The following is a 23127-nucleotide window of genomic DNA, read 5'->3' as shown; positions in this document are numbered from 1 at the left end:
GGGAAGGGACGGGGCCGGACACGGGTGTGTCCGGCCCCCGCTCCCGTGTGCTCAGGCGCTTCCCGCCGTGTACTTGCGCACCAGCTCGACCGTTCGGTCCAACAGGTCGGGCGAGAGGCCGGGGTAGACCCCGACCCAGAAGGTGTTCGCGGTGACGACGTCACTGTTGTCCAAGCTGCCCGATACCCGGTGCGGGACCGACTGGTAGGCGGGGTGCCTGGTCAGGTTCCCGGCGAACAGCCGACGGGTCCGCACCCCCTCGGACTCGAGGAAGCCCACCAGCCCCTGACGGGTGTAGCCGGCATGCGGATCGACCGTGATGGCGAACCCGAACCAGCTCGGGTCGCTGCCGGGGGTCGGCTCCGGCAGGATCAGCCCGGCCGTTCCTTCCAACCCGTCCCGCAGCAGGCGCCAGTTGCGTCTGCGGGCGGCCACGAAATCGTCGATCTTCGCGAGTTGGGAGAGCCCGAGAGCCGCCTGCAGGTCCGTGGCCTTCAGGTTGTAGCCGACGTGCGAGAAGATGTACTTGTGATCGTAACCCTCGGGGAGGGTTCCCATCTGCTGCCGGAACCGCTTGAGGCAGCGGTCGTCCTCCCCCGGCTCGCACCAGCAGTCCCGCCCCCAGTCACGCATCGACTCCACGATGCGGGCGAGGAAGAGGTCCCCGGTCAGCACGCACCCGCCCTCGCCCATGGCAATGTGGTGGGCCGGGTAGAAGCTGACCGTGGCCAGGTCGCCGAACGTACCGGTCAGCTGCCCCTCGAACGTGGATCCGACAGCGTCACAGTTGTCCTCCACCAGGAAGAGATCGTTGCGCTCCGCGATCTCCGCGATCTCCTTCACCTGGAAGGGGTTCCCCAGGGTGTGGGCGATCATGATCGCCCGGGTCTTCGGCCCGATCGCCGCGGCGACCCGCTCGGGCGTGGTGTTGTAGGTGCCCAGGTCGATGTCGACGAAGACGGGCACCAGGCCGTTCTGGATGATGGGGTTGACCGTGGTGGGGAAACCCGCCGCCACCGTCACGACCTCGTCGCCAGGCCGCAGTGCGCTCTCCCCCAGCTTCGGTGAGGTCAGGGCGCTGACCGCCAACAGATTCGCCGAAGAACCGGAGTTGGTCAGGTGTGCCTTGCGGAGTCCGTAGTACTTGGCGAACGACCGCTCGAACCTCAGCGCGTCCGATCCGGCCGCGATACGCAGATCCAGTGCCGCCTCGACCAGGGCGACCCGGTCGTCAGCGTCCAGCACCGCCCCCGAGGCCATGATGTTGCGGCTGTGGGGGACGAACTGACGGTCGCTGTCGTTCTCGTGGAACTCTCGGACGAGCTCCAGCAGTTCTTCCTTGCTGATCCCCATGGGCGCTCGCGCGACCCCGCGTCGTCGTGTATCGAGCGCGGCCGCGCCCTCCTCTCGTCGGACCGAAATGGTGGTGGGCTGTCACCGCGCTCGGGCGGCCTGTCTCACAAGGTCGATGACACGGGCCTGGGCGCGCGTGGCAGCACTCGTTCCGCTGTGCCCGGAACGCACGTCCCGGGCGAAGGCCTCCAGGCTGTTTCGGAACTGGTCGTCGGCCTCGACCGTGATCCGGCTTTCGCGCCCCTCCCCCTCGACCCGGATGACGGGCGTGTGGTCGGCGGGGGTGGTGAAGACGTGGTCCACACTGATCCGGCCCTTTGTCCCGAGAAAGCGGTAGCCGGAGGTGTAGGAGTGGTCGAATCCGAACTCGCAGAGGACCGACGCGCCTTCTTCGGAGCTCAGCAGCGCCGCGCCCGCGACGTCGACACCCAGGTGCGGGTCGGACCTCAGGTGGGCGCCGGCCACGTCGAGCCCGGTTCCGAGAAAGTGCAGGGCGGCCCGCACGGGGTATCCACCGCAGTCCAGAAGGGCACCGCCGCCCAGCTCGGGCCGGTGGCGGATGTCGCCCGACGGACGGGGCGGGATCGCGAACACCGCGTGCAGGGAACGGATGTCGCCTATCGCGCCCTGGGCCAGCAGGTCGGCGACCTGCCCGTGCATTCTGTGGCCGAGGAACATGTAGTTCTCACGCAGGAGCAGCCCGGCCGCCTCCGCTTGGGCGTGCAGTCGCTCGGTGTCGGCGGCGGACGTCGTCAGGGGTTTCTCCGCCAGGACGTGCTTGCCCGCCGACAGCGCCCTACTGATCCAGGGGGCGTGCAGGCCGGAGGGGAGCGGAAGATAGACGGCGTCGATGTCGTGGGCGTCGAGCAGAGGTTCGTAACCCCGGACGGCGCGTCCGCCGAACTCAGCGGCCACCGCCTCCGCTTTGGCGAGATCCCGGCTCGCGGCTGCGACGAGCTCCACGCCGTCGAAACGCCGCACGGCGGGCAGTACCCGTCGGACCGCGACGTCCGCACAGCCGATCAGGCCCAGCCGCAGCGGGCGCCCCGTCTCCCCTCCGGCACCGCTCATCCTCCGGTCACCTCGGTGCTGGTGAACTCGACCCCGTCACCGGGCTCCACGAAGCACTCGAAGGCGTCCCATTCCCGGGTGTCGGGGTGCAGCCGGAACCAGCCGAAGGAGAGGTCGTCATAGCTGGAGCCGCCGGGGGCCGTGACGAGGGTGCCGCTCCTCGGGGCCTTGAGGCGGACCTTCAGCGTGGGCAGGTCGAACTCCACCCCGCCCGGCTTGGGCGCGGGCGAGTGCACGGTCAACTGGTTGCCCGAACGCGAGACCGAGTCGGTCGGTTCGTCGCCGACCAGCCAGTAGTTGACGATCTTCGCGTTCTCGGGCAGAGCGTAGGTGACGTGTACGTCGATGAGCTCCTCGTTGAAGTCGGGCACCGGGTAGATCGGGGCCGGATCGAACGAGGTGACGTACTTGGACCTGGGCGCGACGGTCGCGGGAGCCGACACCTCGAAGTCGCGTTCGTAGTCGTCGATGTCGATCTGCTCACCGGCGAACCAGGTCTGACAGGTGTAGGGGACGCTGGTGGGTCCGGACTGGGCCGGCTTCGACTCCGCCGACACGGGGGTGAAGGCCACCAGGAAAGGGGCGGCCATCGTGGCGACGGCGATCGGGCTCAGGGCTTTCAGGGATCTGCGCACGTTGTTCTCACTGTCTCTCGGGCCGGAGGCGGCCCGTCAGGGTGTGGGTGAGGGCGGGGTCTGTGAGATCGGTGTCCGCTGGGTCAGGGGGACGGAGAGGGGGCCGTGGTGAACAAGCGGTCAACAAAGACGAGTGCGTCCGCCTCGTCGGTATGGGTCCACACGACCTGGCCGACAAGGATGTCGTGGTCGCCGCCGGGGTAGCGGTCCACCACTCGGCACTCCAGAGCCAGGCGCGCGCCCTCCAGCAGGAGGGCACCGGAGTCACCGCGTCTGAAACTGCCCGCGGCGAACTTGTCGCCGCCCTTGGTCGCGAACCGGCTGGCGATTCCGGCATGCTCTTGACCGGCCACGCTCACCGCGAACCACGGCGATGCCGCGAAGGCGGCGTGGCAGTCGGCGGTCCGGGCCAGGCACACCAGGACCAGGGGCGGTTCGAGGGAGACCGAGACGACCGAACCAGCGGTGAAGCCGTGGTCGCCACCGTCCCTGTCGCAGGTGGTGACGATGGAGACCGCCGTAGGCAGACGCGACATCGCGTCCCGGAAATCCCTGCCCCCGGGGCCCGGGGCCCGGGCGGCCGCCGAAGATCTGGCCGAGGTCGCTGCGGTGTCCACGTGTGGCTCCCTTCCTCGTGCTTCGCGCTGTCACCGCACTGTGGTGGATCCGGCTCGAAAGCCGCTCGACCACCGCTGGTCGACCGGTGCCGCGGCCGGTGCCGCCGTGCCCGGGCGGCTTCTCCCCCCGGTTTCCCCGGCTTCCACCAGTTCTCAAGGACGGTGCTAGCTCCACCCCCGAAACTCCTTGGCAGGCACGGACACGATCAGCGGTGCATCCGGGAGGAACAGCGGTGGAGCAGACGGAAACCCCTCGCACAGTGGTGGTCATCGGCGCGGGAACTATCGGGCTGAGCTGGACCATGCTCTTCCTCGCGCAGGGGATGCGGGTCAGGCTCAACAGCCGCAGGGCCGATGTCGAGAAGGCCGTCGGGGAGGCGCTCCGAGCCTTTGGCACGTCCCTGCCCCTGCGCCGCGGGACCGATCCCGTGTCCCTGCTCGAGCACCTCGAGGTCGAGCCCTCCCTGGACAAGGCCCTCCGAGGGGCCGACGTGCTCCAGGAAAACGTCCCGGACGACCTGGAACTCAAACAGGAGCTGTACGAACGTGTCCACGGGGCCGCCGATCCCGCCACCCTGCTCCTGTCATCGACCTCGAAGTTCTCCCCCGATGAACTGGGCAGACGCGCGGGCGGCCTCCGGCGCCTGGTCGTCGGGCACCCCTTCAACCCCCCGCACCTCATACCGCTGGTCGAGGTGGTCAGCGGCGAACACACCGCTCCGGAGGCCGTCCAAGAGGCGATGGAGTTCTACCGGGCCGCCGGACGGACACCCGTCCACATCCGTAAGGCCCTCCCGGCCTTCGTGGCCAACCGGCTGCAGTCGGCTCTGCTTCGGGAGAGCATCCACCTCGTCCGGGAGGGGGTGGTGACGGTGGCCGAGCTCGACACCATCGTGACCCAGTCGATCGGCCTGCGCTGGTCCGCCATCGGCCCGTTCCACGCCTTCCACCTCGGCGGTGGCCCGGGCGGCCTACGGCAGTGGCTGACCCACCTGGGGACCGGGCTCGAACGCGGTTGGGCCGGGCTCGGACAGCCGCCCATGGGACCGGAAACCGTGGACCTGCTCGTACGGCAGACCGACGAGGCCTACGGGCACACGACATATGAAGAACTCTCCGTCGACCGGGACCGCAAGCACCTGGCGGTCCTACGCGCCCTCAGCGACGAGGACGACCCGACCGACGACCCGACCGCGGCAGGGAACACCGTCGGGAACGACCGATAGGAGTCAGTCCCATGTCCATCACGGACTATTCGCCGAACACGACCGAGGCGCACTCGCTGCACGGACACGTGTCGGAGCTGGCCGCCCTCAAGGAGAAGGCCGGCGCCGGCCCGAGCCCGCAGGCGACCGAGGCACAGCACGCCAAGGGCAAACTGACCGCACACGAACGGATCGAGCTCCTGCTCGACAAGGGTTCGTTCCAGGAGATCTCCCCTCTGCGCCGCCACCGTTCCCGCGGTTTCGGGTTGGAGGACAAGAGGCCCTACGGCGACGGCGTGATCACCGGCTGGGGCATGGTGTACGGACGCAAGGTGTTCGTCTACGCCCACGACTTCCGGGTCTTCGGCGGTGCGCTGGGCGAAGCCCACGCCCAGAAGATCCACCGGCTCATGGACCAGGCCCTGGCTGTCGGCGCTCCCCTGGTGTCCCTGAACGACGGGGCGGGCGCGCGTATCCAGGAGGGGGTGGTGGCGCTGGCCGGATACGGGGGTATCTTCCAGCGCAACACCCGTGCCTCCGGCGTGATCCCGCAGATCTCGGTGATGCTCGGTCCCTGCGCGGGCGGGGCCGCCTACGCCCCCTCCCTGACCGACCTGGTGTTCATGGTGCGTCCCATCGCCCAGATGTTCGTCACCGGCCCCGACGTGGTGGAGGCGGTCACCGGGGAGAAGATCACCCACGACCAGTTGGGCGGCACGGACGTGCACTCGGAGCGATCCGGGGTGTGCCACTTCTCCTACGACGACGAGAAGGACTGCTTGGAGGACGTCCGGTACACGTTGTCGCTGCTTCCCGCCAACAACCGGGAGCGACCGCCGGCCGAACCGGTCGGCGACCCGCCCACCCGGCGGGTCGAGCGCCTGCTCGACCTGGTCCCCGCGGACGGGAACCGCTCCTATGACGTGCGCGAGGTCATCGGGGAGATCGTGGACGACGGGGAGTTCCTGGAGGTCCACGAACGCTGGGCGCGCAATCTGGTGGTGGGGCTGGCGAGGCTGGCCGGTCAGACCGTGGGGATCGTGGCCAACCAGCCCTCGGTGCTCGCCGGTGTGCTCGACATCCCCGCCAGCGAGAAGGGGGCACGGTTCGTCCAGATGTGTGATGCCTTCAACATCCCCCTCATCACCTTGGAGGACGTCCCGGGTTTCCTGCCCGGAGTCGCGCAGGAGCACGGGGGCATCATCCGGCACGGGGCGAAGCTCCTGTACGCCTACTGCAACGCCACCGTGCCCAGGATCTCCGTGATCCTGCGCAAGGCCTACGGTGGCGCCTACATCGTCATGGACAGCCAGTCCATCGGGGCGGACCTCACCTATGCCTGGCCGACCAACGAAGTCGCGGTCATGGGGGCGGAGGGCGCGGCCAACGTGGTCTTCCGCAAACAGATCACGGCGTCCGACGATCCGGAGGCAACACGGGCCAGGCTGGTCAAGGAGTACCGGCAGGAGTTGATGCATCCCTACTACGCCGCTGAACACGGCCTTGTGGACGATGTCATCGACCCGGCCGACACCCGCGAGGTACTGGCTTCCGGGTTGACCATGTTGGCTGGCAAACACTCCGACCTCCCGGAGCGCAAGCACGGAAACCCGCCTCAGTGAGCGGGGAACAGGGGAACGGCCTCTTTTTGGAGATGGCCGGAGCGAGCGCCGAGGAGGTGGCCGCGGTGGTCACCGTGCTGTCCGAACGCCTTGCCGCAGGGGCCGCTTACGCCAGGTCGGACGCCAACGAAGCCGTCCCGGCACACAGGGCGCCCTGGCGGAGGCGTGAGCGCGAGAAAAGGTCCGGACCCGCGCCCAGCTGGCGCCGTGAGGAGAGTGGAGGGATCGTTCATGCGTAAAGTTCTGATCGCCAACCGCGGCGAGATCGCCGTGCGCATCGCCCGCGCCTGCCGCGACGCCGGACTCACCAGCGTCGCCGTCTACGCCGAACCCGACCTGGACGCCCTACACGTCAAGATCGCCGACGAGGCCCACAGCCTGGGCGGCTCCACCCCGGCCGACTCCTACCTGGACATCGCCAAACTCCTGACCGTGGCCGCCGACTCCGGCGCCGACGCCGTCCACCCCGGTTACGGCTTCCTGGCCGAGAACGCCGACTTCGCCCAGGCCGTCATCGACGCCGACCTGACCTGGATCGGCCCGCCCCCGGCCGCGATCACCGCGCTGGGCGACAAGGTCGCCGCCCGCCACATCGCCCAGAAGGTCGGCGCCCCCCTGGTGGCGGGCACCCCCGACCCGGTCACATCGGCCCAGGAGGTCGTGGCCTTCGCCGAAGAGCACGGGCTGCCCATCGCGATCAAGGCGGCCTTCGGCGGCGGCGGCCGCGGCCTCAAGGTCGCCCACACCCTGGCCGAGGTGCCCGACGCCTACGAGTCCGCGGTACGCGAGGCCGTCACCGCGTTCGGGCGCGGCGAGTGCTTCGTCGAGCGCTACCTCGACAAGCCCCGGCACGTGGAGACGCAGTGCCTGGCCGACACCCACGGCAACGTCGTGGTCGTCTCCACCCGGGACTGCTCCCTGCAGCGCCGCCACCAGAAGCTGGTGGAGGAGGCCCCCGCCCCGTTCCTTTCGCCCGAGCAGATGGAGCGGCTCTACGCCTCCTCCAAGGCCATCCTCAAAGAAGCGGGCTATGTGGGTGCGGGCACCTGTGAGTTCCTGGTCGGTGTGGACGGCACCATCTCCTTCTTGGAGGTCAACACCCGCCTGCAGGTCGAGCACCCGGTGAGCGAGGAGGTCACCGGCATCGACCTGGTCCGGGAGATGTTCCGGATCGCCGACGGCGAAGCCCTGGGCTATGACGACCCCCAGGTGCGCGGGCACTCCTTCGAGTTCCGGATCAACGCCGAGGACGCCGGGCGGGGCTTCATGCCCGCCCCCGGCACCATCACCGACTTCACCCTGCCCGGCGGCCCCGGTGTGCGGGTGGACACCGGCTGCGAGGCGGGTTTCACCGTCCCGCAGGCCTTCGACTCCATGGTCGCCAAGCTGGTCGTGACCGGCCGCACCCGCACCGAGGCACTGCAGCGCTCGCAGCGGGCGCTGGCCGAGTTCACCGTGGGCGGCATGCCCACGGTGATCCCCTTCCACCAGACCGTGGTGGTCGACCCGGCGTTCGCCCCCACCGACCCGGCCCAGGCGTTCGGGGTCCACACCCGGTGGATCGAGACCGAGTTCGACAACCGGATCGAGCCCTGGGCGGGCCAGGTGGGCACCACCGAAACACCCGAGCGCGAGACCGTGACCGTGGAGGTCGGCGGCAAGCGCCTCGACGTGGTCCTGCCCGCTTCCCTGGGCGCGGCCGCGGCCCCCGCCACCAGCGGCGGGGGCGGTGGGCGCAGGAAGCGTGCCGCCCGTAGGAGCGGGGGCGCCGCAGCGGCCAGCGGCGACTCACTGGTCTCACCGATGCAGGGCACCGTGGTCAAGCTGGTGGCCGAAGAAGGCCAGCAGGTCGCCGAGGGCGAGACCGTGGTCGTCATCGAGGCGATGAAGATGGAGCAGCCGCTGACCGCGCACCGGGCGGGCGTGGTGACCGGGTTGAAGGTCACCGCGGGCGAGACCGTCGGCAACGGCGCGGTGGTCTGCGAGATCAAGGACCTCTGACCAGGACGGCCCGGTGTCCGTGTCGAGCCACACGGACACCGGGGTCAGTCAGGCGAGCAGTTCCTCGGTCGACTTCCAGAAGTCGGGGTTGTCCTTGTACCACTGGACCGTCGCGGCCAGCCCTTCGTCCAGGGACCGGCGCGGCCGGTAACCGAGTTCCGTGCGGATCCTGCTGTCATCGATCGCGTACCGCAGGTCGTGCCCCTTCCGGTCCTCCACATAGGTGACCATGTCCCAGTCCGCCTGGCACAGTTCGAGGAGCCGGCCGGTCATCTCCAGGTTGCTCAGAGCACTCCCGCCGCCGATGTTGTAGACCCGGCCCGCGACCCCTTCGGTGAGGACCAGGTGGATGGCGCGGCAGTGGTCCTCCACGTGGAGCCACTCGCGCACGTTCCGGCCGTTACCGTAGACGGGCACACGACGCCCGGTGAGCAGGTAGGAGATGAAACGCGGTAGGAGTTTCTCCACGTGTTGGTGCGGTCCGTAGTTGTTGCTGCACCGGGTGATCCGGACGTCGAGCCCGTGGGTCTGGTGATAGGAGCGGGCGATGAGGTCGCCGCCCGCCTTCGACGCCGCGTAGGGCGAGTTGGGCAGGAGCGGTTCGTCCTCCGTCCAGGTCCCCTCCTGAATCGACCCGTAGACCTCGTCCGTGGAGACCTGGACCACGGGTCCCACGCCCGCCTTCAGACATGCTTCCAGCAGGTTCTGCACCCCGAGGACGTTGGAGCCACTGAACACGACCGAGTCCGGGCCCAGGGAGCGGTCCACGTGTGACTCCGCCGCGAAGTTCACCACCCGGTCGTGTCCTGGGACCGTGCGGCCCAGGAGCTGTGAGTCGCACAGGTCCCCGCGGACGAAGGTGAGCTTCGGGTCGTCCATGGGCAGGTTGCGGGTGTCCCCCGCGTAGGTGAGTTTGTCCAGGACGGTCACCTCGGCGTCCTCGAAGCCGGAATAACCGCCCGCCAGCATGGTGCGGACGTACTGGGAACCGATGAACCCGGCTCCGCCGCAGACCAGGACCCTCATGACCGCACCTCCACGGTGGTGTCGTCCCCGACGGTGAGGCGGCCGGTCGCCCCCCGATCCCCGGTGATCCGGGCCCGGCGGCCGACCACGGAACCGTGGAGCCTGCCGATGTCACTGACGGAGGAACCCTCCAGAAGGATCGTGTCGCTCACCGACGTGTTGCTGATCCGGCTGTCCGGACCGATCGTCACGTCGGGTCCGACGTCACTGTCCTCCACGACGCTGCCGACCGCGATCGCCACCGGCCCGCGCAGGCGCGAACCCCGCACCCGAGCTCCGGGTTCGATCAGCACACGGCCGGAGATCTCCGTGCCCTCGTCGACGTCACCGGTCGACCCGGCGCCCAGCCTCTCCAGGAGGACCCTGTTGCAGTCGAGCAGGTCGCCGACGGTCCCTGTGTCCGCCCAGTAGTCCGCGTAGGTGCTGGCCAGGATGTGGAACCCCGCGTCGACCATGTGGGCGATGGCGTCGGTGATCTCCAGCTCGCCCCGGCCACTGGGGGAGATCGCGCCGGTGGAGCCGTGGATCGCGGAGGTGAAGAAGTAGGCGCCGGTCACGGCGAGGTCGCTGACCGGCTCCCGGGGCTTCTCGGCCAGGGAGACCACCCTCCCGTCCGCGTCGGTCACGGCAACTCCGAAGTTCCTCGGGTCCTCGACCTTCTTGGTCACCAGAAGCGCGTCGGGGCGCTCCCGACGGAAGCGTTCGGCCTCGGCCGCCAGCCCTCCCGCGAAGACGTTGTCGCCGAGGAGCATGACGAAGTCGTCGTCACCGAGGAACTCGGACGCCGTGATCACGCAGTGGGCCAAACCCAAAGGCGCCTCCTGAGGGATGAATCGGAGGTCGAGGCCGAGAGAGCGCCCGGTACCGAGCGCTCCGGCGATCTCGTCGCCGTGCGCGCCGACGATGATCCCGACCTCCGTCACCCCGATCTCACGGAGCGCCTCCAGGCAGTGGACGATAACCGGCTTGTTGGCGACAGGAACCAGCTGCTTGGCCATGGTGTGGGTGAGCGGCCGCAAACGGGTGCCCGAGCCGCCGGAGAGTACTAGTGCTTTCAACGCTGACATCCTTCTGCTGGCGTGAGAGCCCGTGCTGTCCTGGGCCCTCACGACTGTCCGCCGCGTCGATCGAACCCTGGTCGAAGGACGCTGGTCCGCAGCCGTCCACGGGCCCCGCACGGCTGGCCCCGCCACCCCCCTACAGCGGTCTTCGAGAGGTGTTCTAAGCCGTTCGGCGAAGCTGTCCCCGACCGCAGACATACGGACCCGGCGGTAGGGGGAACGAACATGGCGCTGGACCGGGCGCTCCGCGCGTGGATCGACGAACGCGAGAGCGCACACCGCTTCTCCGTTCGGAGGACACCGCTCACGAAGCTGGACGGTTGGTCCTTCAGCTCACCCGACGGCGACCTCGTCCACCGGAGCGGCGGGTTCTTCTCCGTCCACGGTGTCGAGGTCTCCCTCAACGACGGCCGGCCCCCTTGGCACCAGCCCATCATCAGGCAGACCGACATCGGGGTCCTGGGCATCCTGGCCACCGAGTTCGACGGCGCCCCCCACGTCCTCCTCCAAGCGAAGGCGGAACCCGGCAACGTCGGCCCCCTCCAGCTCTCTCCGACCGTCCAAGCGACGAGGAGCAACTACAGCCGTCTCCACGGGGGATCCGCTGTCCCCTACCTCGAGTACTTCCTGGACCCCAGCCGCGCGGAGGTGGTCACCGACACTCTCCAGTCCGAGCAGGGGTCATGGTTCTGGGGAAAGCGCAACCGGAACATCGTGGTGGTCACCGGAGAGGACGTGCCCGTCCGGGAAGGGTTCCGCTGGTTCTCACTCACCGAGCTGAACGCGGCCCTGGGCGTGGACAACCTGGTCAACATGGACACCAGGTCGGCTCTGTCCGGACTGGCCCGCGCCCCCTGGGACACGGACTCCTCGTCCGTTCACCCCACCTCCCACATCCTGTCCCGGCTTACCGCGGCCAAGGCCTCGCGCCGCCTCACCCGACGCCGTGTCCCCTTGGGAGAGCTGTCGGACTGGCATGTCGGCGAGGACCGGATCCACCGTGCGGACGAGCGCTTCTTCAGCATCATCGGGGTGGACGTCGAAGCTGGGAACCGAGAGGTCGCCCGCTGGTCACAACCCCTGCTCGCACCGTCCTCACAGGGCCTGGTCGCCTTCGCCCTGCGCCGCTTCGCCGGGGAACCGCACGTCCTCATGCACCTGCGCACCGATGCCGGGACCTTCGACACCGTGGAGCTGGCCCCGACCCTCATGTGCGCGCCCGCCAACTACGAACAACCCGTCCCAGGCGGACACCCCCGCTACCTCGACGACATCCTCGATGCGCCCCGGGAGCGACGTCTGGTGGACGTCATCCACTCCGAGGAGGGCGGCCGCTTCCACCACGCGTGGAACCGGTACACGGTCGTCGAGATGGCGGACGGGTTCGCGGACCAGCCGGGCGACGACCACGTATGGGTCTCCCTCAACCAGCTGGCCGGGCTGGTCCGGTACGGCAACGTCGTCGACGTCGGTGCCCGCTGCCTGCTGACCTGCCTCACCCTGGCCGGACACCACCCCACCTCGTGGGGGAACCGATGAGGTTCGAGGAGACGGATCTTCCCGAGGTCCTCGTGGTACGCCAGCGCGTTCACAGCGACCCGCGCGGGGACTTCCACGAGTCGTTCCGGGCCGACCGGCTCTCCGAAGCGACCGGAACCCCTTTCACCGTCGCCCAGATCAACCACTCGACCTCCCACCGCAACACGATCCGGGGGCTCCACGGGGTGCTCTCTCCCCCGGGCCAGGCCAAGTACGTCAGCTGTGTCAACGGCGCCCTGCTGGACATCGCGGTGGACCTGCGCGTGGGTTCGCCCTCCTTTGGCCGGCACACGGTGAACGTACTGGAGGCCGCGGAGGGCACAGCCGTGTTCGTGCCCGAGGGGTTCGGCCACGGGTTCCGCGCGCTCACCGAGAACGCCCGCATCTGCTACGTGCTCTCGAGCGCCCATGTGCCGGGGACGCAGTTCGAGATCGACCCCCTCGACCCGGACCTCGACCTGCCCTGGGGTCACGAGTCACCCCCGTTGCTCTCGGAGAAGGACGCGAAAGCCATGAGCCTCCAAGAGGCGCTCGGGGCGGGTGTACTCACCCCCTGGGCGCCCGACACCGCGGTCAGAACCCAGTCCGACGCAACCGCGAACACGAGGGACCACCGTTGATCAACGTATTCCAACCCAGTCTGGGCAAAGCCGAGCTCGACGCGATCGCCGAGGTCCTGGCGACGAACTGGCTCGGCCACGGGCCGCGGACCAGCGCCTTCGAGCAGGAGTTCGCACAGCACATCGGGGCCCGGCCCGACCAGGTCATGTTCCTGAACTCCTGCACAAGCGGACTCTTCCTCGCGATGGAGCTGCTCGGCATCGGCCCGGGCGACGAGGTGGTGCTGCCCTCGATCAGCTTCGTTGCGGCCGGGAACGCGATCGCCGCCGCCGGGGCCACCCCCGTCTTCTGCGACGTGGACGCGCGGACCCTCAACCCGAGCGCGGAACAGGTGGCCTCCCGGTGCACGGAACGCACCAAGGCCGTCATCGTCCTGCACTACGGCGGCTACCCCGGCGACATCGCGAACATCGCCGAACTCTGCCGGGAACGGGGCGTCCCCCTGGTGGAGGACGCGGCCTGCGCGGTCTCCTCCCGCGTGGGGGACACGGCCTGCGGCACCTTCGGCGACATCGCCATGTGGAGCTTCGACGCGATGAAGGTCCTGGTCACCGGGGACGGCGGAATGCTCTACGTCCGCGACACCGAACTGATGGAACGGGCCCGCCGACTCGCTTACCACGGTCTGGAACGGGCCAGCGGCTTCAGCGGCGCAAAGGTGTCCGAGCGCTGGTGGGAGCTGAACGTCACCGACCACGCCCGCAGGCTGATCGGCAACGACCTCACGGCCGCGATCGGGCGCGTCCAGTTGGACAGGCTCCCGGAGTTCGTGGACCGGCGCGCCGAGATCCACGCCTTCTACGACCGGGCGCTGGCCGACGTTCCCGGGCTCCGCCTGCCCCCGGAGCTCCCCGGGGGCCACACGACCAGCGGCTACTTCTACTGGGTCCAGATGGACTCCGAACACAGGGACGGGGTCGCCGCGGATCTGCGGGACGCCGGCGTCTACACCACCTTCCGCTACCCACCGCTGCACCTGGTCGAGGCGTTCCGCCCGGCCGAGCCGACGCATCTGCCGAACACCGAGGCAGCGGCTGAGGAGACCCTGTGCCTGCCGATCCACCAGGGCCTGTCGGACGCTGACCTGTCCACCGTGGTCACCGCGCTGCGTGCCTCCCTCGAAGCGCGCCGGTGAAGGCCCCCAAACGCACCGACACGACCAGCCGAGAGTAGACGGATGCAGCTGCTGTTCATCGCCCCAGTGGCGAAGACCTACCACGAGACCACCCTGGGCCTGGACCTCGCCGATCAGCTGTCGGAGGCGGGATTCACGTCGCACTTCCTGGTCGACCCCTACAACTCCGAGCAGGTGCGTGCGCGTGGACACGCCCACACACCCATCGCACCAGGGCAGGGAGACGTCCAGCGGACCGTCGACTCGCTGGTCCGGTCGGTGCGACCCTCGGCGATCGTTCTCTGCGACTACCTCGCCTACTGGATGGCGATGGCCAAGGGGCATCGCACCGATCCGTGGTTCATCGACCGGTACGACCTGCCGATCATCCCGGTCGACCCCTACGACCTCGCCGGCACGGACTTCAGGATCGACATCCTCGGCCATGCGGACGAACTGGACCGGCGGCTCCTGGAGCTGCCCGCCTCACTCCTGCCCGTGCCGATGGCGAAGCCGAAGGCATCAGGAGAACGGGCCCTGCCCTACCGTGCCACCGCCTCGCTCCACCCGCTCACCCCCGAACGGCGCCGCGAGCTGCGTGGGTCCCTGGGTGTCGGCGGCACGGGACGGCTCCTCACCATCCCCACCCTGGACTGGCAGAACTCGGTCCGGACCCGGGGTACGGACGTGGCACGCGCGACCGCCGAGCAGATCCCGGAGCTCGTCGTGGACTACCTGCTTCACCTGCCCGATACGACGCACTTCGCCATGCTGGGTCCGCGCTTCCCCGCCTACGACCGCCTCCCGGCAGGGCGCACCCGAGTGATCACTGACTACTCCGCCCAGGAGTACGACGACGTCGTGGGCGCATCCGACGGCGTGTTCGCCTTCCACCTCCCCGCGTTCGCGCTGGAGCGGGCGATCCACTCCGGGGTCCCCGGGATGGTCGCGCTCAACTCGTTCGACGTGGAGGGCGAGGTCGGCGTCGATCAACTCTCCTCGGTCTTCGGGAAGGTGGGGCCGTCCGTGGAGCGACTGGTCACCGGTTTCCCCGGAACACTCCCCTCCTTCACCATGTGGCCGCTGGGCTGGAATTCCTTCCTCCGCCCAGGGCTGCTGGACAACCCCTACCCCGAAGCCGGGCTGCAGGAGGAGATCCTCAACGAGTCAGCGATGGTGGAGAAACTCCACGGGCTGCTCTACGACGAGTCCGTCCGCGCCCGCCTGGCCGCGAAGCGGGGCGCCTACGTCGAGGAGATCGAGGCGCTGCCGGACACCGCCGAGACCTTCCACACCGCGCTGCGGCGCCATCGGACGTCCGTTGAGCCGTGACCTGACACGTCCACCTCTTCTCAAGACGGCCTCAAGGCCCGTCCCTGACCCTGGAAACAGGCGTTAGCACCCTCCTTCCGACGTCACCGGAGATCAGCATGGATGCACAGAACTCACCCGTCGCCCTCATCACCGGGGCCACCAGCGGTATCGGCCTCGCTGTCGCACGGGGGCTCGCCCGCCTCAACCACCGGATCCATATCTGCGCGCGTGACGCCGACGGCGTCGCCGACACGGTCAAGGGTCTGCGTGCCGAAGGGGTCGAGGCGGACGGAACCGTCTGCGACGTCTCCGACCCCGAGCAAGTCGAGGCGCTGGTGACCGCGACCGTCGAACGCTGGGGGCGGATCGACGTCCTGGTGAACAATGCCGGCCGAAGCGGCGGCGGTGTCACCGCCGAGGTCACCGACGAGCTGTGGACCGATGTCATCGACACCAACCTCAACAGCGTCTTCTTCGTCACCAAGCAGGTGCTGAATCGCAGCGGCATGCTGGACCGCGGTAACGGCCGGATCATCAACATCGCCTCCACCGGGGGCAAGCAGGGTGTGGTCTTCGGAGCGCCCTACTCGGCCTCCAAGCACGGTGTCGTGGGGCTGACCAAGGCCTGGGGCCTTGAGCTGGCCAAGACCGGGGTCACGGTCAACGCGGTGTGCCCGGGCTTCGTCGAGACGCCCATGGCAGAACGGGTCCGCGACCACTACTCGAACGTGTGGGGTGTCTCCACCGACGAGGTGTTCGAACGGGTCACCAACCGTGTACCGATGGGCCGCTACGTGGAACCGGAGGAGGTGTCCGCGATGGTCGACTACCTGGTCGGCGAAGGTGCAGCCGCGGTGACCGCCCAGGCGCTGAACGTCTGTGGCGGCCTCGGAAACTACTGAGTCCGCACCCGCTTCCCAGGCACACCGACCGAAAGGGAGATCATGCGTGCTGTCCAGTGCCACGCCTACGGACCACCAGAGGTTCTGGGTCTGGAGGAGGTGGCCGACCCGGTACCCGGTCCGCGTCAGGTCCTGATCGAGACCGAAGCGATCAGCGTGGGTTTCGCCCAGACCCAGATGCGCCGGGACGCCTTCCCCGCACCCATGTGGCGGCCGTCGTTCCCGATGGTCCTGGGTGGTGACGTGGTGGGCCGCGTCGCCGCCCTCGGCCCCGGTGTCAAAGGTTGGCGGGTGGGCGACCGGGTCGGCGCGTTCACTCTCTACGGTGCCTACGCGGAGTACGTGGCCGTGGACGAGGAGGCGCTCGTCCCGGTCCCCGAGGGGCTCGACGCGGCTGAGGCGGCGATCCTTCCGGGAACCGGGCTCATCGCCGCTGGGGTCCTGGACACGGCCCGGGTCTCCCCCGGAGAGTTCGTGGTCGTCCACGCCGCGGCCGGCGGGATCGGGCACATCGCGGTCCAGCTCGCGCGGCGGGCGGGAGCCCGGGTCATCGGTGTGATCGGTTCCCCCGAACGCGCCGACTTCGTCCGGTCGTTGGGTGCGGAGTCCGTGGTGGTGTCGGACGCCCCGGACTGGGCCGACCGTGTGCGTGCGAAGACCGGGGGCACCGGTCCTGACGTGGTGCTGGACGGAGTGGGAGGGCCACAGCTCCTGGAAAGGGTGGACCTCCTCGCCCCGTTGGGCCGATTGGTTTTCTACGGTTCCTCCGACGGCGATCTGGCCATCCCCGAGGTGTCGGTGATGCGTCTCATCGCCATGAAACACGTGACGGGTTTCGCCCTCTCGGCCTGGCGTGCCGCCCGGCCGAAGGAGTACCGGCGGGCGCTGGAAGACCTGACCCGAGGGCTGGCCGACGGGTCGGTCAGCTCCCGGGTCCGGTCCCGTTTCCCGTTGGCCGAGGCCTCGAAGGCACACGCCCTGGTGGAGTCCCGGACCTGCAATGGGAGGGCCGTGCTGATTCCCTGAGAGCCCCGCTGGTTCCCTTCATGAAGGGGTGGTCCCCTCCCTGCGGAGGGGACCACCGAGGACCGAACAGCGGGTACCGGGCCCCGGGAGGTCAGGCTCCCAGGAGCTCCATGTGCAGCTGTTCCAGCTCAGGTGAGGGATCGATGCCGAGCTGGTCGTTCAGGGTGCCCCGAAGTGAACGGTAGACCTCCATCGCGTCACCACGCCGACCGCTGCGTTCCAGGGCACGAATGAGCTGTTCGTGAATCCATTCGTCATACGGGAAGTACAGGGCGAGCGACCGGAGTTCAGCGACAAGGTCATTGCTCGACCCTCCTTCCACTTCTGCATGGATTCTCATTTTCAGCACACTTCTGTAGTTTTCTTTCATGTGCGTTATATGCGCATCCAGCAGGGGCCCGGTCTTGACGTTGGAAAGCGGACACCCCCGCCAGAGGTGAAGCGCCTGCCTGAGCGCCTCGGCCGACTCGTCCCACTTTTCTTCCCCGTGGAGTCGGCGGCCGCGATCGACCAGGGACTCGAAGACCTGGATGTCAATGGAATCCTCGTCCAGGTAGAGGATGTACCCCGGCACGCTCGTGACGAGCTTCTCGTCCAAATCGGGACCGATTCGGGCAAGGATCCTGCGGATCTGGTAGATGTACGTCTGGATCGTGGTGCGTGCGCTGCGCGGGGGACTGTCGTCCCAGATCTCCCGTATCAGCAGCTCAGTAGAGACGAGCTTGTTCGCCCTGAGAGCGAGCATGGAGAGGACCTGGAGGACCTTGGGCGCGCTGGGCGTGAAATCCTTGCCCTCCGCACCGACCACGAGCGGCCCCAGCAACCCGATGCCCACCCCTCCCCCGGAGGGAACTTCCCAGCTTTTTCTCTTGCTAGCATACCAATGAAATTCCGAACTCTCCATTTAAACCCTCGGCCCTCGGCATACCATGAGATATTAAACTCGAGTGAAATTTTAAGCCAATAGTTTCGAAACTATTTCCCCTGGAGTGCGCCCGAGCAGTACTCAATGCATTTGCCTCCCCAAGAAGCCCCGCAAAAGCACACCTAGGCAAGTATAATCACATTTATACAAACCCCAAGGGAAAAACATGTCCTCATGTGGACAGTGCCGTTTCTTGACAAGTTTGGCAAGGGGTCAGAAGGAAAGTTGCAAAGTTGGGTGAGGACCGCATTCTCCCTGGTCCGGGGATCCTCAGCAGACCAAGAGGGCGGGTGAACACCGCATAGGAGACCCTGCGGATCGCTTCGGGGCTCTGGGCGTCCCCGGCCCCAGCGGCGGCATGGCCAGGCTAGGCAGCATCGCCGTGTCCTGTGGGCCGCGCCCGATACGCACACCCGGGAAGTGTCTTCGCCGAAGCTCACGTCCCGCACATGGTGGAGCGCCTCGATGGCCCCGCATCAAGCCAGCCGGCCTCTCAGCGCTGACCTGACGCACGTCCTGGTGGCCGGGATGACCAGGTCGGGGAAGGGGTCGGTGATCTGGTCCGCCGTTCGGGCCATGGTCCCCGAGATCGCGGACGGGACGGCACAGGTGTGGGGTATCGCCCCCACCCTCCCGGTGTGGCCCACGGCCGCGTGGAGGGCCCACCGTCCCAGGCGCGGGCCGCCTTCGTCGCCGATGAGGACATCACCGCCATGGCTGAGAGCTACAGGGCGGGTTCGCCATCTGGGGGTGAGGTGGGCTGATGCCGACTGCCCCTCTTCCGTGCGCGGTACCGGATTGTTTCCGAAGCAATCCATACAACGGCGACCGTGGAGAAGACCACCGCGTTGAAGACTTGGGCATACCTGACCAGGCCATCACCCTCGTAGGGTTCAAAGGTCGCGATCGGTACCCATACGAGGGCCATCACCAGGTTCGCAATTCCGGTGATCCGCATGGGGGCTCCTTCTCCTCGGCACCGTGGGGTGGGCTGATCCCGACGCCTACCGGCAAGACGACCCGAGCCGAAGGGCTCACACGACCGCTGGCCCGTGAGATGGTCGGCCGACCCACGGCGTGTGCATCCGACCGGCCTTTCTTCGACGCACGAACATCGCGACCGGCGCCACAAAAGAAGCCGCCCGAGCTGTTTTACCAGTTCGGGCGGCTTCTCCACTGTCTCAAGGTGGTGCACTCGGGAGGACTCGAACCCCCAACCTTCTGATCCGTAGTCAGATGCTCTATCCATTGAGCTACGAGTGCAGGTCTTCAGTTGTGTGTCGCCCGGTTGAGCTGTGCTCTCCCTTGCGACGTCTCCGACTCTATCACGGTGTGGGAGTGCCTTCGCGCCATATTCCGGTGTGACGCGGGCCATGCGGACGCCGCCGGGTTCCCGGCGGCGTCCGGGCTGGTCAGGTGGCTTCTTCGACCGAAGCCGCCCACAGTTCCAGGGCGGTGTCGACCTGGTCGGCGTTGACGACGAGCGCCGGGATGAAGCGCACGACGTTTCCGGCGGGGCCGCAGGTCAGGAGCAGGAGCCCGTTCTGGGCGGCGGCCTGCTGGGCGCGCGCGGCGGCGGCGCCGTCGGGGCTGCCGTCGGGTGTCACGAACTCGTTGGCCCGCATCAGTCCGCGGCCCCGGACGTCACCGATGGCGGGGTGGGACTCGGCGATCTTGGCCAGGCCCTGCTGGAGGCGTTCGCCCTGGCGGGCTGCGTTCTCCACCAGGCCCTCCTCCTGGATCACGTCCAGGGTGGCCAGGGCCGCGGCGCAGGACACGGCGTTGCCCCCGTAGGTGCCGCCCTGGGAGCCGGGCCAGGCCTTCTCCATGACCGAGGCGGGCGCGGCGATGGCGGAGAGGGGGAAACCGCTGGCCAGGCCCTTGGCGGTGATGACGATGTCGGGGCGCACACCCGAGGGCTCGTGCCCCCAGAAGGTGCCGGTGCGGCCGAAGCCGGTCTGCACCTCGTCCATGACCAGCAGGAACCCGTGCTGATCGGCCCGCTCGCGCAGACCCTGGAGGAAGGCGTCGGGGACGGGCACGTAGCCGCCCTCGCCGAGGACGGGTTCGATGAACACGGCGGCGGTGTCCTTGGGGGAGGTCACCGTGGCGAACTGGTAGTCGAGCTCGCGCAGCGCGTAGTCGACGGCCTCGCCCTCGGTCATGCCGAGCCGGTAGGCGTAGGGGAAGGGCGAGACCACGACCCCGGGCACGAGCGGGCCGATCCCGGCGCGGATCTTGACCCCGGATGTGGTCAGCGAGGCGGCGCCCATGGTGCGCCCGTGGAAGGAGCCCTGGAAGACCACGGCGTTCTGGCGGCCGGTGGCCTGGCGGGCCAGGCGGAGCGCGGCCTCCACGGCCTCACTGCCGGAGTTCACGTAGAACAGCCGGTCGAGCCCCTCGGGCAGGACCTCGCCGAGCCGCTCGGTGAGTCGGAGCAGGGGGCGGTGCATCACGGTGGTGTACTGGCCGTGGATGAGCGTCGCGACCTGTTCCTGGGCGGCGGCGACCACCTTCGGGTGGCAGTGTCCGGTACTGGTGACGCCGATCCCTGCGGTGAAGTCCAGGAAGCGACGGCCGTCCTCGTCGTAGATGTGGACACCCTCGCCTCGTGCGGCGACGACCGGGGTCGCCTGCTTGAGGGCCGGGGAGAGCTCCGCCATGCGATGGCCTCAATTCCGTGTATCAGGTTCCGTAGGATTGTTGACAATCGACGCTGCTATGGAAACATCCGGGGCGTGGCGGTGTCCAGCGGGCGCACGTCGGGCAGTTCTGACCACAGGCCGCCCATACCGGGGCGGCCCGTCGACGGAGGAGACAACATGTCGGATCGCGAAGCACGGGTCGTCGAGCAGGTGGAGAAGAGGCTCTTCCTGGCCGGGAAGTGGCAGGACGCCTCCTCCGGCGCCACCTTCGGGGTCGAGGACCCCTCGAACCGGAAGGTGCTGTGCGAGATCGCGGACGCGGGCAAGGAGGACGGCCTGAACGCCCTGGACGCGGCCGCGCGGGCCCAGCCGGAGTGGGCAAAGACCGCGCCCCGCGAGCGCAGCGAGATCCTGTACAGGAGCTACCAGCTGCTCATGGAGCGCCAGGAGGACCTGGCGGTCCTCATGACCCTGGAGATGGGCAAGCCACTCGCCGAGGCGCGCGGCGAGATCGCCTACGCCGCCGAGTTCTTCCGCTGGTTCGCCGAGGAGGCCGTGCGGATCGAGGGCGGGTTCGCCACCTCACCGGACGGCAAGTCGCGCTTTCTCATCATGCGCCAGCCGGTCGGCCCCTGCATGCTGATCACCCCCTGGAACTTCCCCATGGCGATGGGCACCCGCAAGATCGGCCCCGCCATCGCCGCCGGGTGCACGATGATCCTCAAGCCCGCCCAGCAGACCCCCCTGTCCGCGCTGGCCCTGGCCGGCATCCTCAGTGAGGCGGGCCTCCCCGAGGGCGTGCTGAGCGTCCTGCCCACCACCGACCCCGGCGGGATCACCGAGCCCCTCCTCACCGACGGCCGGATCCGCAAGGTCTCCTTCACCGGGTCCACCGCCGTGGGCAGGAAGCTCCTGGAGCAGAGCGCGGGCCAGGTCCTGCGCACCTCGATGGAACTGGGCGGGAACGCGCCGTTCCTGGTGTTCGACGACGCCGACCTGGACGCCGCGGTGGACGGGGCGATGCTCGCCAAGATGCGCAACATCGGTGAGGCCTGCACGGCGGCCAACCGGATCTACGCGCAGTCCGGGATCGCCGAGGAGTTCTCCCGCCGGCTCAGCGAGCGCATGGGCGCGCTGCGCCTGGGCCGGGGCCTGGAGGACGGCACGGACGTGGGCCCGCTCATCGACGAGAAGGCCAGGGACAAGGTCCAGGGCCTGGTGGACGACGCCGTCGAGCGGGGAGCGCGCGTGCTCGTCGGCGGCGGCCCCGGCGAGGGCCCGGGGCACTTCTACCAGCCGACGGTGCTGGCCGACGTGCCGTTCGCCGCGGAGCTGTCCACCACCGAGATCTTCGGCCCGGTGGCGCCGGTGCTCTCCTTCGACACCGAGGAGGAGGCGGTCCGGGCCGCCAACGACACCGAGTTCGGCCTGGTCAGCTACCTGTACACCCAGGACCTGAACCGGGCGATGCGGGTCAGCGAGGCCCTGGAGACCGGCATGGTCGGCCTGAACCAGGGGGTGGTGTCCAACCCGGCGGCCCCGTTCGGCGGGGTCAAGCACTCCGGGCTGGGCCGCGAGGGCGGCCGCGTGGGCATCGACGAGTTCCTGGACACCAAGTACGTGGGTATCGGCGGGCTCTGATCCGCCGCTGCGGTCCGGCCACAGCGGCGGGCCGGTGTCAGGCCCCGGCTCCGGTCTCCGGAGCCGGGGCCCCGTCGTCGGCCGGGGCATCGGCGTTGATGCGGGCGACGGTGTCGAACATGTGCGACTCGATCAGCGTCAGGAGGCGGCCCTCGGCCCCGTCGACGATCGCGTCCAGGATGCGGCGGTGCTCCTCCAGCAGTTCCTCGGGTTCGGGGTAGACGTCCTGCATCACCGTCAGGCACATGCGGGTCTCCACCAGCAGTGTCTGCGCCATCCGCTCCAGTCGCGAGTTGCCCGCGCAGCTGACCAGGGTCTGGTGGAACTCCTGGTCGGCGTCGCTCATCGCGGTCCGGTCCCCGCCGGCCGCGGCCTCGGCCAGCCGGTCCACCGCGGGGGTGAGGCGGGCCAGGGCCTCGCCCCGGTTGCCCCGCATGATCAGCTCGCAGGCGGTCCGTTCCACCGCGAGGCGGGCCACGTAGACGTCCCGGACGTCGTCGGGGGTGAGCTCGCACACGAACAGGCCCCGGTGCCGTTCGCTGCGGAGCAGCCCCTCCTGGACCAGGCGCTGCATGGCCTCGCGGAGCGGCCCCCGGCTGACACCCAGCCGGCCCGCGAGTTCGGCCTCGCCGAGCTGGTCCCCGGGCGCGAGGGAGCCGTACATGATCGCGGATCTCAGCTGGTCGGCGATCAGCTCGGCGGTGGACCGTCTGGGGACGGGTCTGAGCTGGCCAGGGGCTGACATGGGGTTCCCTTCGGATGGGGACGTACACGGACGGATCGGCAGGCCCCGAGGTTAGGGCATGCAC

Annotated in this window: 19 protein-coding genes and 1 tRNA gene; 10 read left to right on the top strand and 10 right to left on the bottom strand. The window is 68.8% G+C overall.

Annotation, left to right across the window (positions count from 1 at the left end; all coding sequences use genetic code 11):
- Window positions 1–51: 51 nt before the first annotated feature.
- The 4 genes from rfbH to ACUKCB_RS21875 form a co-directional block, all read right to left on the bottom strand.
- The gene (gene rfbH, locus ACUKCB_RS21890; protein ID WP_473037457.1) at window positions 52–1353 is read right to left on the bottom strand and encodes a lipopolysaccharide biosynthesis protein RfbH; all 1302 of its coding nucleotides are present in this window, start codon (window positions 1351–1353) and stop codon (window positions 52–54) included.
- 81 nt (window positions 1354–1434) lie between these two features.
- The gene (locus ACUKCB_RS21885) at window positions 1435–2424 is read right to left on the bottom strand and encodes a Gfo/Idh/MocA family protein (RefSeq protein WP_473037456.1); all 990 of its coding nucleotides are present in this window, start codon (window positions 2422–2424) and stop codon (window positions 1435–1437) included.
- Complete coding sequence (locus tag ACUKCB_RS21880; protein ID WP_473037455.1) at window positions 2421–3059, bottom strand: hypothetical protein; 639 nt, start codon at window positions 3057–3059, stop codon at window positions 2421–2423. Before ACUKCB_RS21880 ends, ACUKCB_RS21885 begins: the two co-directional genes overlap by 4 nt.
- An 83-nt stretch (window positions 3060–3142) precedes the next feature.
- Window positions 3143–3676, bottom strand: a complete 534-nt coding sequence (locus ACUKCB_RS21875) for a flavin reductase family protein (protein ID WP_473037454.1) — start codon at window positions 3674–3676, stop codon at window positions 3143–3145.
- Between the two features lie 233 nt (window positions 3677–3909).
- On the opposite strand from ACUKCB_RS21875, the gene ACUKCB_RS21870 reads away from it, so the two are divergent.
- The 3 genes from ACUKCB_RS21870 to ACUKCB_RS21860 all read left to right on the top strand — a co-directional run bounded on the left by ACUKCB_RS21870 (window position 3910) and on the right by ACUKCB_RS21860 (window position 8504).
- Window positions 3910–4902 (top strand): 3-hydroxyacyl-CoA dehydrogenase NAD-binding domain-containing protein, encoded by a 993-nt coding sequence (locus ACUKCB_RS21870; RefSeq protein WP_473037453.1) that lies wholly within the window; start codon window positions 3910–3912, stop codon window positions 4900–4902.
- Between the two features lie 11 nt (window positions 4903–4913).
- A complete protein-coding gene (locus tag ACUKCB_RS21865; protein WP_473037452.1) occupies window positions 4914–6503 on the top strand; it encodes an acyl-CoA carboxylase subunit beta in 1590 nt (529 codons plus the stop codon).
- 231 nt (window positions 6504–6734) lie between these two features.
- A complete protein-coding gene (locus ACUKCB_RS21860) occupies window positions 6735–8504 on the top strand; it encodes an acetyl/propionyl/methylcrotonyl-CoA carboxylase subunit alpha (protein WP_473037451.1) in 1770 nt (589 codons plus the stop codon).
- A gap of 48 nt (window positions 8505–8552) precedes the next feature.
- On the opposite strand, the gene rfbB is transcribed toward ACUKCB_RS21860, so the two are convergent.
- Entirely contained in the window at window positions 8553–9530 is a 978-nt protein-coding gene (gene rfbB, locus ACUKCB_RS21855; protein ID WP_473037449.1) for a dTDP-glucose 4,6-dehydratase, read from the bottom strand.
- The gene (locus ACUKCB_RS21850) at window positions 9527–10597 is read right to left on the bottom strand and encodes a glucose-1-phosphate thymidylyltransferase (RefSeq protein ID WP_473037448.1); all 1071 of its coding nucleotides are present in this window, start codon (window positions 10595–10597) and stop codon (window positions 9527–9529) included. The genes rfbB and ACUKCB_RS21850 overlap by 4 nt, the downstream gene beginning before the upstream one ends.
- A 219-nt stretch (window positions 10598–10816) precedes the next feature.
- Here ACUKCB_RS21850 and ACUKCB_RS21845 point away from each other — a divergent pair, with 219 nt between their 5' ends.
- The 6 genes from ACUKCB_RS21845 (at window position 10817) to ACUKCB_RS21820 (ending at window position 17107) form a co-directional block, all read left to right on the top strand.
- Window positions 10817–12130, top strand: a complete 1314-nt coding sequence (locus ACUKCB_RS21845) for an NDP-hexose 2,3-dehydratase family protein (protein ID WP_473037447.1) — start codon at window positions 10817–10819, stop codon at window positions 12128–12130.
- The gene (locus tag ACUKCB_RS21840; RefSeq protein WP_473037446.1) at window positions 12127–12750 is read left to right on the top strand and encodes a dTDP-4-dehydrorhamnose 3,5-epimerase family protein; all 624 of its coding nucleotides are present in this window, start codon (window positions 12127–12129) and stop codon (window positions 12748–12750) included. The genes ACUKCB_RS21845 and ACUKCB_RS21840 overlap by 4 nt, the downstream gene beginning before the upstream one ends.
- On the top strand, window positions 12747–13886 hold the full coding sequence (locus ACUKCB_RS21835) for a DegT/DnrJ/EryC1/StrS family aminotransferase (RefSeq protein WP_473037445.1): 1140 nt from the start codon (window positions 12747–12749) through the stop codon (window positions 13884–13886). The genes ACUKCB_RS21840 and ACUKCB_RS21835 overlap by 4 nt, the downstream gene beginning before the upstream one ends.
- Before the next feature lie 42 nt (window positions 13887–13928).
- Window positions 13929–15197 carry a DUF6365 family protein gene (locus ACUKCB_RS21830; RefSeq protein WP_473037443.1) on the top strand — a complete coding sequence of 423 codons (1269 nt, stop codon included), beginning with the start codon at window positions 13929–13931 and terminating at the stop codon, window positions 15195–15197.
- Window positions 15198–15295: 98 nt separating this feature from the next.
- Window positions 15296–16081: a 3-oxoacyl-ACP reductase FabG gene (gene fabG, locus ACUKCB_RS21825; protein WP_473037442.1), complete on the top strand. Its 786-nt coding sequence runs from the start codon at window positions 15296–15298 to the stop codon at window positions 16079–16081.
- Window positions 16082–16123: 42 nt separating this feature from the next.
- Entirely contained in the window at window positions 16124–17107 is a 984-nt protein-coding gene (locus tag ACUKCB_RS21820) for a quinone oxidoreductase family protein (RefSeq protein ID WP_473037441.1), read from the top strand.
- A gap of 91 nt (window positions 17108–17198) precedes the next feature.
- Here ACUKCB_RS21820 and ACUKCB_RS21815 read toward each other — a convergent pair whose 3' ends face one another.
- The 3 genes from ACUKCB_RS21815 to ACUKCB_RS21805 all read right to left on the bottom strand — a co-directional run bounded on the left by ACUKCB_RS21815 (window position 17199) and on the right by ACUKCB_RS21805 (window position 20695).
- Window positions 17199–17942 (bottom strand): AfsR/SARP family transcriptional regulator, encoded by a 744-nt coding sequence (locus tag ACUKCB_RS21815; RefSeq protein ID WP_473037440.1) that lies wholly within the window; start codon window positions 17940–17942, stop codon window positions 17199–17201.
- 1277 nt (window positions 17943–19219) lie between these two features.
- Window positions 19220–19295, bottom strand: a tRNA-Arg gene (locus ACUKCB_RS21810).
- Window positions 19296–19444: 149 nt separating this feature from the next.
- Window positions 19445–20695, bottom strand: a complete 1251-nt coding sequence (locus ACUKCB_RS21805; protein WP_473037439.1) for an aspartate aminotransferase family protein — start codon at window positions 20693–20695, stop codon at window positions 19445–19447.
- Window positions 20696–20854: 159 nt separating this feature from the next.
- Here ACUKCB_RS21805 and ACUKCB_RS21800 point away from each other — a divergent pair, with 159 nt between their 5' ends.
- Complete coding sequence (locus ACUKCB_RS21800) at window positions 20855–22318, top strand: NAD-dependent succinate-semialdehyde dehydrogenase (protein WP_473037438.1); 1464 nt, start codon at window positions 20855–20857, stop codon at window positions 22316–22318.
- A gap of 37 nt (window positions 22319–22355) precedes the next feature.
- On the opposite strand, the gene ACUKCB_RS21795 is transcribed toward ACUKCB_RS21800, so the two are convergent.
- Complete coding sequence (locus ACUKCB_RS21795; protein ID WP_473037436.1) at window positions 22356–23063, bottom strand: GntR family transcriptional regulator; 708 nt, start codon at window positions 23061–23063, stop codon at window positions 22356–22358.
- Between the last annotated feature and the right edge of the window lie 64 nt (window positions 23064–23127).

This window comes from Nocardiopsis moroccensis (assembly GCF_055763695.1).
Note: the sequence above shows the minus strand (reverse complement) of the source record. Positions and strands in the feature narration are given on the sequence as shown.